This is a genomic window from Litorisediminicola beolgyonensis, assembly GCF_042679605.1.
Taxonomy (GTDB): Bacteria; Pseudomonadota; Alphaproteobacteria; order Rhodobacterales; family Rhodobacteraceae; genus Litorisediminicola; species Litorisediminicola beolgyonensis.
The window spans coordinates 73,949-82,596 of the sequence record NZ_JBHTMU010000017.1; the positions used below are offsets into that span (position 1 = coordinate 73,949).

General features: G+C 68.2%; 8 protein-coding genes. All 8 read right to left on the reverse strand.

The annotated features are described in order from the left end of the window. Positions 1-54: 54 nt before the first annotated feature. On the reverse strand, positions 55-1,224 hold the full coding sequence (locus tag ACFQ4E_RS11300) for a mandelate racemase/muconate lactonizing enzyme family protein (RefSeq protein WP_386803572.1): 1,170 nt from the start codon (positions 1,222-1,224) through the stop codon (positions 55-57). 17 nt (positions 1,225-1,241) lie between these two features. Further along, complete coding sequence (locus ACFQ4E_RS11305; protein WP_386803574.1) at positions 1,242-2,318, reverse strand: tartrate dehydrogenase; 1,077 nt, start codon at positions 2,316-2,318, stop codon at positions 1,242-1,244. Positions 2,319-2,339: 21 nt separating this feature from the next. Next, positions 2,340-2,822, reverse strand: a complete 483-nt coding sequence (locus ACFQ4E_RS11310) for a tripartite tricarboxylate transporter TctB family protein (RefSeq protein ID WP_386803576.1) — start codon at positions 2,820-2,822, stop codon at positions 2,340-2,342. Continuing rightward, the gene (locus ACFQ4E_RS11315; RefSeq protein ID WP_386803578.1) at positions 2,812-4,347 is read right to left on the reverse strand and encodes a tripartite tricarboxylate transporter permease; all 1,536 of its coding nucleotides are present in this window, start codon (positions 4,345-4,347) and stop codon (positions 2,812-2,814) included. Before ACFQ4E_RS11315 ends, ACFQ4E_RS11310 begins: the two co-directional genes overlap by 11 nt. Before the next feature lie 67 nt (positions 4,348-4,414). After that, positions 4,415-5,380 carry a tripartite tricarboxylate transporter substrate binding protein gene (locus tag ACFQ4E_RS11320; protein WP_386803579.1) on the reverse strand — a complete coding sequence of 322 codons (966 nt, stop codon included), beginning with the start codon at positions 5,378-5,380 and terminating at the stop codon, positions 4,415-4,417. 221 nt (positions 5,381-5,601) lie between these two features. Then, positions 5,602-6,636, reverse strand: a complete 1,035-nt coding sequence (locus tag ACFQ4E_RS11325) for a YeiH family protein (RefSeq protein ID WP_386803581.1) — start codon at positions 6,634-6,636, stop codon at positions 5,602-5,604. Positions 6,637-6,638: 2 nt separating this feature from the next. Then, positions 6,639-7,640, reverse strand: a complete 1,002-nt coding sequence (locus tag ACFQ4E_RS11330) for an Ldh family oxidoreductase (protein WP_386803583.1) — start codon at positions 7,638-7,640, stop codon at positions 6,639-6,641. Continuing rightward, the gene (locus tag ACFQ4E_RS11335) at positions 7,633-8,571 is read right to left on the reverse strand and encodes a hydroxyacid dehydrogenase (protein WP_386803585.1); all 939 of its coding nucleotides are present in this window, start codon (positions 8,569-8,571) and stop codon (positions 7,633-7,635) included. Before ACFQ4E_RS11335 ends, ACFQ4E_RS11330 begins: the two co-directional genes overlap by 8 nt. Between the last annotated feature and the right edge of the window lie 77 nt (positions 8,572-8,648).

Here is an 8,648-nt window from a genome sequence, read left to right on the forward strand (position 1 = left end):
GTCAGGTTGCAATCGCGTCCGCCCCCTCAGGCGCTGCGACCAGCACCGGCTCTGTCAGGAAAGAAGCTCCCGGCGCAGCAGGTCAATGAGGGCGGATTTCGCCTCGAAGCCGACGCCCGGGATGTCGGGTAGGCCGACGCGGCTGTCTCGCACCTCCACGTCGTCCGCGAAGCCGCCGAAGGGCTGGAAGACGTCGGGGTAGCTCTCGTTTCCGCCCAGATGCAGCCCGGCGGCGATATTGAGCGACATCTGGTGTCCGCCATGGGGCACCACGCGGCGTGAGGACCAGCCGTTCTCGGCCATCATCTCCAGCGTGCGGAGATATTCGACCAGCCCGTAGGACAGGGCGCAGTCGAACTGGAGCACGTCCTGCTCCGGGTTCATCCCGCCGTGGCGGATCAGGTTGCGGGCGTCCTGCATGGAGAACAGGTTCTCGCCCGTCGCCATCGGGCGGGAATAGGCCTGGCTCAGCTCTGCCTGAAGCGCGTAGTCGAGCGGGTCGCCGGCTTCCTCGTACCAGCGCAGGTCGTAGGGTTCGAGCGCCCGGGCATAGGCCAGCGCGGTCTCGAGGTCGAAGCGGCCATTGGCGTCGACGCAGAGGTTCTGGCCGTCGCCCACCACCTCAAGCGCGGCCTCGATCCGCTTCAGGTCCTCGGCGAGCGGTGCGAGGCCGATCTTCATCTTGCAGGTGGTGTAGCCCCGGTCGAGATAGCCCCGGAACTCGTCCTTGAGCCCCTCCAACCCCTTGCCCGGGTGGTAATAACCGCCGGCGGCATAGACCCAGACCTCGTCATCGGCGACGCCCCCGCGATAGCGATCCGCGAGCAGCCGGTAGAGCGGCTGCCCGGCGATCTTGGCGACCGCGTCCCAGACCGCCATGTCGATGGTCCCGACCGCGACCGAACGCTCGCCGTGACCGCCCGGCTTCTCGTTCGTCATCATCGCGGTCCAGATCGCGTGGGGGTCGAGAGCGTCGTTGGTCTGGTCGATCAGGCTGTCCGGATCGGCATCCATCAGGCGGGGGATGAACCGCTCGCGCATGAGTGCGCCCTGACCGTAGCGGCCGTTGGAATTGAACCCGAAGCCCACGATCGGTTGTCCGTCCCGCATCTGGTCGGTGATCACCGCGACGACGGAACAGGTCATCTTCGAGAAATCAATGAAGGCGTTGGCGATGGGGCTCGCGATGGAGACGGTGCTCTCGCGGATCTCGACAATGCGCATAGGGGCTCCTTTTGGGGTCAGGCCGAGGCGACCACACTGGCGATGGCCTCGCCGCATTCGGCGGTGGTGGCCTTGCCGCCCATGTCGCGGGTGCGCGAGGCAGGGTCGGCGATGACCTCCTCGATGGCGGCGATGATCGCCTGCGCGGCCTCGGGCTGGCCCAGGTGGTCCAGCATCATCGCCGCCGACCAGATCTGCCCGATGGGGTTGGCGATGCCTTGGCCTGCGATGTCGGGGGCGGAGCCGTGGACGGGCTCGAACATCGACGGGTAGTCGCCCTCGGGGTTGATGTTCGCGGACGGCGCGATGCCGATGGACCCGGCGACGGCGGGGCCGAGATCCGACAGGATGTCGCCGAAGAGGTTCGAGCCCACGACCACGTCGAACCAGTCCGGGTGCTGCACGAAATGGGCGCAGAGAATGTCGATGTGATACTGGCTCGTCTCCACGTCCGGATAATCCGCCTTCACCGCGCGGAAGCGTTCGTCCCAGAACGGCATGGTGTGGACGATCCCGTTGGACTTGGTGGCCGAGGTGACGTGCTTGCGCTTGCGGGTGCGCGCCAGTTCGAAGGCGTAGCGCATGACGCGGTCGGTGCCGCGCCGGGTGAAGATCGCCTCCTGGATCGCGATCTCGTCCTCCATGCCCCGGTAGAGCCGCCCGCCGGCCTCGGAATACTCACCCTCGACGTTTTCGCGCACAACGTAGAAATCGATATCCTCGGGGCCGCGTCCGGCCAGCGGGCTGGTGGTGCCTTTAAGGAGGCGGCAGGGGCGGAGGTTGACATATTGGTGGAAGGTCCGCCGGATCGGGATCAGCAGACCCCAGAGCGAGACGTGGTCCGGCACGTCCGGCCAGCCGACCGCACCGAGGAACACCGCGTCGTGGTTGCGGAAGCGCTCGAGCCCGTCCTCGGGCATCATCCGGCCGGTCTTGAGGTAGGTCTCGCAACTCCAGTCCACCTCGTCGAAGCGGAAGCCGAGATCGAAGCGCCGCCCCACCGCCTCGAGCACGCGCATCCCCTCGGGGACGACCTCGCGGCCGATGCCGTCGCCGGGAATGGTCGCGATGGTGAAGCTGTTGGATCGGGTCATGGCAAGGGTCCCTTCGGGGCGTCAGAACAGGAGGCCGCGCGGCATCGGGATCAGCAGGATCTCGGACATCAGGAGGTAGATCCCGGCGAGGATCGCCGCGCCGAGCACGACCATGAGCGCCATTTTCGCAGGCGCCATCCGCTCATGCAGGGCGATCAGCATGATCGCGAAGTAACCCAGCGCGCTTGCGGCCAGGAACCCGAGGATCGGGATCAGGAGCACCCAGGCCACCATCGCCACGAGGAACAGGCCCCGCCGCAAGTAGGAGCCGTTTGAGGCCGGGACCTCCTTCGGCGCCGTGGCGGAGGCTCCGCGGCGCGTGCCGATGACGAGGTTGCGCAGAATCAGGATCGCCGAGAAGACGATCATCGCCACGGACACTGTCACCGGAAAGACCGACCCCATCGGGGTCATGCTTCCAGTCTGCCAGACGAGAAAGAGGCCGAGGAGGATGAAGATTGCGGCGACGCCGCTCCCTGCGGGGTCATGTATCCTAATCGCCATCGCGGCTCTCCACGGTCGCATCGGTGAGGGAGGTCTTTCCGCGCCGCTTGCCGAGCGACGCGGCGACCAGCGGGTAGAAGAGGGTCAGGAGCGCGAAGCCGACGATGGCGAGCGAGATCGGCCGGGCAAAGAACATGCCCAAGATGTCGCCTCGCGCATTGCCGATGAGGTAGCTCTGCACGAAGCCCTGCTCGGCGATCTGCCCGAGCACCAGCCCCAGCACGATCGGCGAAGGGGCAAAACCCGCCCGGTTCAGGAGCCAGCCCACGACGCCCAGTGCCAGCATGACCTCGACATCGTGCATGTTGTTGTGGATCGCGAAGGAGCCCACCACGGTCAGGAAGGCGATGGTCGGTACCAGCGCGGCCTTGGGGATCGCGATAATGCTGCGATAGGCGTAGCGCCCGATGACGAGGCCCACGGGCAGCATCAGGAGCGTGCCGATCATCAGGCCGAAGATGAAGGTGTAGACGATCTCGCCCTGTTCGGTGAAGAGACCCGGCCCGGTCTTGATCCCCTGAACGAAGAGCGCGCCGAGGATCACGGCATCGGGCGGCGTGCCGGGGATGCCCAGCACCAAGGTCGGGATGAAGCCTCCGCCGACGGTGGCGTTGTTGGCCGCCTCGGTGGCGATCAGGCCGCCGGGATTGCCCTTGCCGTAGGTCTCGGAGGTTTTCGAGGCGCGCCGGGCTTCGGCGTAGGAGACGAGGCTCGCCACCGACCCGCCCGCGCCGGGCAGGATGCCCACGACCGTGCCGATGAGCGCGCTGCGCAGCATGTTCCACTTCTCGCGCATGGCGATGGCGAAGGATTCGGCCAGCCGGAAGCCGGTGTTCGCCGCGACCTTCAGATGCGGGTCCTTGGTTGCCACGAGGTCGATCAGCACCGGGATGCAGTAGAGCCCGATCAGACCGGCCACGATGTTGATCCCGCCGATCAGCGTCTGGCTGCCCATGGTGAAGCGCACATCCGCACCGATCACGGCGACGCCGACCATCGACAGGATGAGGCCGAGGCAGGCGCCGATCATGCCCTTGAGGAGGTTGCCCACCGACAGGGCGGAGATCAGCGTCAGGCCGAAGACCGCGAGCCAGAAATATTCCGGCGGCCCAAAGGCCAAGGCCACCTGCGCCAGCGGTGGCGCGAGGAACATCAAGAGGAGCGCGCCCACCACGCCGCCCACGACCGAGGCCAGCGTCGCCAGAGACACCGCCAGCGCGCCGTCGCCACGCCGCGCCATCGGAAAGCCGTCGAAGGTGGTGGCAATGGCCGAGGGCGTGCCGGGCGTGTTGACGAGGATGGCGGAATAGGATCCGCCATAGATCGCGCCGGTGTAGATCGCGCCGAGCACGATGAGCCCCGAGGCGGGGTCCATGGCGAAGGTGAAGGGCACCAGCACCGCGACTGCCATTGTGGCCGACAGGCCGGGCAGGGCGCCGATCACGATCCCCGCTGCCACGCCGCCCGCGGCCAGGAGCAGGTTGAGAAAGGTCAGCGCCTGGCTGAGATAGACGAGCTTTTCCATGTGGATCTCCCGGTTGAGTGACCGGGCGCCCGGAGCGGACTGTGCCGCCGGGCGCCCGACCGAGAGCTCAGTTCGCGGCCTCGATCCCCATCAGGGGCGCGATTTCCTCGTATTCGGCACGACGCTCGGCCATGAAGGCGGGAACCTCGCTATAGGGGACGTCGATGACGACGAAGCCGCCGTCCTCCATCCGCTGGATGAAACCCTCGTCCTTGTTCACCTTGTCGAGGGCGTCGGAGATCTGGGTCTTCACCTCCTCGGGCGTGCTGCTCGGCACGCCGACGCCGCGATAGGCGCCGCCCACCATGTCGTAGCCGGCCTCCTTGAAGGTCGGCACGTCGGGGAAGGAGGGCACGCGCTCTTCCGAGGCCACCGCCAGCACCCGCACCGCATCGCCCTGCGAGAGCGCGGAGGTGGTGTAGCTGAACGCCGCCTGCACCTGGTTGCCGAGCAGTGCGGTCATCGTCGGCGCCGTCCCCGAGAAGGGGATGTAGGTCGTCGTGATGCCGGCGAGCTCGTTCAGCCGGGTCGTCGCCACGTGGTTGGCCGAGTTGGTGGCCGAGCCCGCGACAGTCACGAGACCCGGGTTCGCCTCGGCGAAGGTCACGAAGTCCTCGAGCGTCTGGAACTCGCTATCGGCGGGTACGAGCAGCGCGTCGGGCGTGTACTGGAAGAAGTAGACATTGGCGATGTCGTCGGTCTTGTAGCCCACGTCCTGGGCCATCGGCTGCAGGATGATGTGGGGCAGGTTGGTGCCCATGATCGTGTAGCCGTCGGCCTCCATTCCGTTCAGCTGCGACCAGGCCTGGGCGCCACCGGCACCGGCCATGTACTGGATGACCATGTTCTGGCCGGTCAGTTCCTCGAAGACCGGCTGCTGCAGGCGTGCGGCCACGTCGGATTCGCCCCCGGCGTTGAAGGGGATGATGTAGTTTACCTGCTTGTCCGGGTAGCCCTGGGCAAGCCCGGCCCCCGTCATCAGGCCGAAACCGAGGGCCGCGGCCCCGATGGTCCTGAGCGTCTTTGCAATCATGATGTTTCCTCCCTTTAGGTCCTTGCAAGTGGCAGCGACAGAGTCGCCGCGGTGGTGGATCGTTCGGGTCGTCCGCGCATTGGGTGCCCTCGATCCCGTTGTGTCAACGAGGCGTGCGCCATCCTGCGCCTTGCTCCGCTGATCGCTCCCGGTCCGCTCCTCCGGCCCGGGGCTGTCGGGGGCGCTAGAGGCGCCATCCGTCGAATGATGTCGTCCCGGCCTCATCCCAGGAACCGCAGCGCGACCAGCGCGAAGCAGGCGATGAAGAGCGTCTCGGCCGAGATCAGCACGACCGACTGGACGGGGATCTCGCGGAACTTGCGGAGCTCGGTCTTTACGCCCACTGCCGCGATGGCGGTCAGCATCGCCCATTTCGAAAGCGCGGTGGCCGCCTCCCTCAGGATCGGCGGCACAAGACCCAGCGAGCCCAGCACGACAAGGGCCGCGAAGGCCACCACGAAGCCCGGCACCAGCGGAGGCCGCGCGGCATTCGGATCGCCGGGCTCCACCGTCGCGCGCAGGATGAGCGTCAGGACAAGGACGAAGGGCGCGAGCATCGAGACCCGGATCAGCTTCACCGTCGTCGCCGTCTCGCCGGTGAAATCCGACACCGCGAAGCCAGCGCCCACGACCTGCGCGACGTCGTGGATCGTCGCGCCAAGGAAGATGCCGGTCTGCAATTCATCGAGACCCACCATCGCCGCGACCAGCGGGTAGACGATCATCGCCACCGTGCTCAGCAGGGTGACGCCGAAGACGGTGAAGGCCAGGTTGCGCTCGGAGAACTCGTTGCGCGGCAGAACTGCCGCGATGGCCATGGCCGCGGACGCGCCGCAGATCGCGACCGACCCGGCACTGAGCACCGCCAGGCGCCAGCCACGGCCGAGCACTCGCGCCGCCAGGTATCCGAAGGCCAGCGTGGCGATCAGCGCGCCGCCCACCAGCGCCAGAACCGGCCAGCCCAGTTCGGCAAAAGCCTCGAGCCCGATCCGTGCGCCAAGAAGCGCCACGCCCAGCCGCAGAAGTGTCTTGGCCGAGAAGCCGACCCCCGCCGCCGCGCGCGACGGCGGGTCCAGCACGAAATTGAGCGCCATCCCGATCAGCAGCGCCATCAGCATCGCCGGGGCGCCGTAATGATCCGACAGGAATTGCGCCGCAAGCGCGATCAAGCCGCAGATGAGCACCCCCGGTGCGAGGCCCCGGATGCGCCCGGCAAGGGCAGCGCCGCGCTTCGGCATCGTGGAGGCGTCGCCCATCCTCACCCCGCGTCCGGGATCAGCGCCCGGATCTCGGACAGCAGATGGTCGGGGATCTCGATGCCCTCGGCCGCCGCCCGCGCCCGCGCCGCGGCCTTGCCGCCGCCCGGCAGGCGCGCGCCCTCCTGCGCGACGATCTCCGAGAAGAGCGCTTCGAGCCGGGGAGCGAAATCGCTGGCGAGCGGTTTGAAGGCGATGAGGGTCTGACCGACGCCGGGGGAGGGCCCCTCGGCTTCGAAAAAGGACGACGCTTCAGAGGAGGCGTTCGCGCCGATGAGCGGGGCGGACAGGATCTCGACCATGAGCGCCAAGGCCGCGCCCTTGGCATCGCCCGCCGGGATCATGGTGCCCTTCAGCGCCGCCTCTGCATCGGTCGTGGGCTGGCCGTCTGCGTCGAGCGCCCAGCCCTCGGGGATGGGGGTTCCGGCCTTTGCCGCAGCCATGATCTTTCCCCGCGCGACCTTGGAGAGCGAGAGGTCGATGACCATGGGCGGATTGCCGTCGCGCGGCGCGGAAAAGGCGATGGGGTTGGTCCCGAAGACCGCTTGCCCGCCGCCCCATGGCGCCATGGCTTTCGGCGAATTTCCCACCATGAGCGCGACAAGGCCGCGCTCCGCCAAACGCTCCACATGCGCGCCGAGCTGGCCGCAATGATGCGACCGACGGATGCCGGCCAGCGCAATTCCCTGCGCCGCGGCGGTCTCCGCCAATGCCTCGATCGTCAGGTCGATGGCGGGGTAGGCAAAGCCCTCCTTCGCATCGACGATCAGGGTGCCGGGGGCGATCTGCGCGACCTCTGGTCGCGCGGTCCCGTCCACCTTGCCCGACCGGGCCTGCGCCGCGTAGGCCGCCACGCGTGAGAAGCCGTGGCCCGCCTGTCCGTCGATCTCGGCCGCGACCAGGGCCCGCGCGACCGACGCCGCGTTCTCCTCGTTCACGCCCGCGCCGATCAGGGCCTGCCAGACCAGCGCTTCCGCGTCCTGCACGTTCATCCGTTCAGCCATGTGCGGCCTCCATCAGGGTGCGGCGGACATTCTCGACCGTCACCTCGCTGACGCGCCTGTTGCCCTCGTCGGTGACGCCCGCGATATGCGGGGTGAGGATGAGGTTCGGGCAGTCTTCGAACTGCGCCCCGCTCTCCGCCGTCAGTGGCTCGGTCGCGAAGACATCGAGCGCCGCGCCGCCCAAGGCGCCGGACTTCAGCGCCGCGACCAGCGCCGCCTCGTCGACGATACCGCCCCGCGCGGTGTTGATCAGGATCGCGCCCGGTTTCATCCCCGCAAGCGCGCGGGCGTCGATCAGTCCTCGCGTGCCGTCGGTCAGGGGGACATGCAGGCTGAGCACATCCGCCACCTCCAGCAACTCCGCGAGCGAAGAGCGGCGCACGTCCGTCCAGGCCGGATCGTCATCCGGAAGCGCCGGATCGTGGGCCGCGACCGCCATGCCGAGCGCGCGGGCCTTGCCCGCGACCGCGCGGGCGATGCCGCCGAAGCCCAGGAGGCCGAGCGTGCGTCCCGCGATCTCGCCACCCTCGCCAAGCCGTCCCCGCGGCCAGTCGCCCGCGATCATCGCGGCGTTCGAGGCATAGGCCCCGCGTACGAGGCACAGCATGGTGCCGATGACATATTCCGCGACCGAAAGCGTGTTCGCCCCGGTCGCCGGCAGGACGGCGACGCCGCGCGCCGCGCAGGCGTCGAGATCGATATTGTCGAGGCCGACGCCGAGGCGGCCGACCGCGCGCAGCGCCGTCGCCGCCGCGATGACCTCGGCATCGACCCGAGTGCGGTTGCGCACGATGACGGCGTCGGCGTCCCTGACCGCGTCGAGAAGGGCCGGACGGTCATCGACCAGTCCGGGCCCGTAATGGACCTCCACCCCGGGCCCGAAGGCCCGAAGGGCGGTCTCGTCCATGAACTCGGTTACGACGACTCTCACTCACGCGCTCCGGTAGAGCTTGGTCATGGAGAACTCGCGGTGGCCCAAGGCCTCTGCGGCGGTGTTGCGGCCGTTGG

Bases quoted from the DNA above. Each gene is read 5' to 3' on its own strand.
- ACFQ4E_RS11300 (WP_386803572.1), bottom strand. From the start codon at position 1,224: ATGCGCATTGTCGAGATCCGCGAGAGCACCGTCTCCATCGCGAGCCCC.
- ACFQ4E_RS11305 (WP_386803574.1), bottom strand. From the start codon at position 2,318: ATGACCCGATCCAACAGCTTCACCATCGCGACCATTCCCGGCGACGGC.
- ACFQ4E_RS11310 (WP_386803576.1), bottom strand. From the start codon at position 2,822: ATGGCGATTAGGATACATGACCCCGCAGGGAGCGGCGTCGCCGCAATC.
- ACFQ4E_RS11315 (WP_386803578.1), bottom strand. From the start codon at position 4,347: ATGGAAAAGCTCGTCTATCTCAGCCAGGCGCTGACCTTTCTCAACCTG.
- ACFQ4E_RS11320 (WP_386803579.1), bottom strand. From the start codon at position 5,380: ATGATTGCAAAGACGCTCAGGACCATCGGGGCCGCGGCCCTCGGTTTC.
- ACFQ4E_RS11325 (WP_386803581.1), bottom strand. From the start codon at position 6,636: ATGGGCGACGCCTCCACGATGCCGAAGCGCGGCGCTGCCCTTGCCGGG.
- ACFQ4E_RS11330 (WP_386803583.1), bottom strand. From the start codon at position 7,640: ATGGCTGAACGGATGAACGTGCAGGACGCGGAAGCGCTGGTCTGGCAG.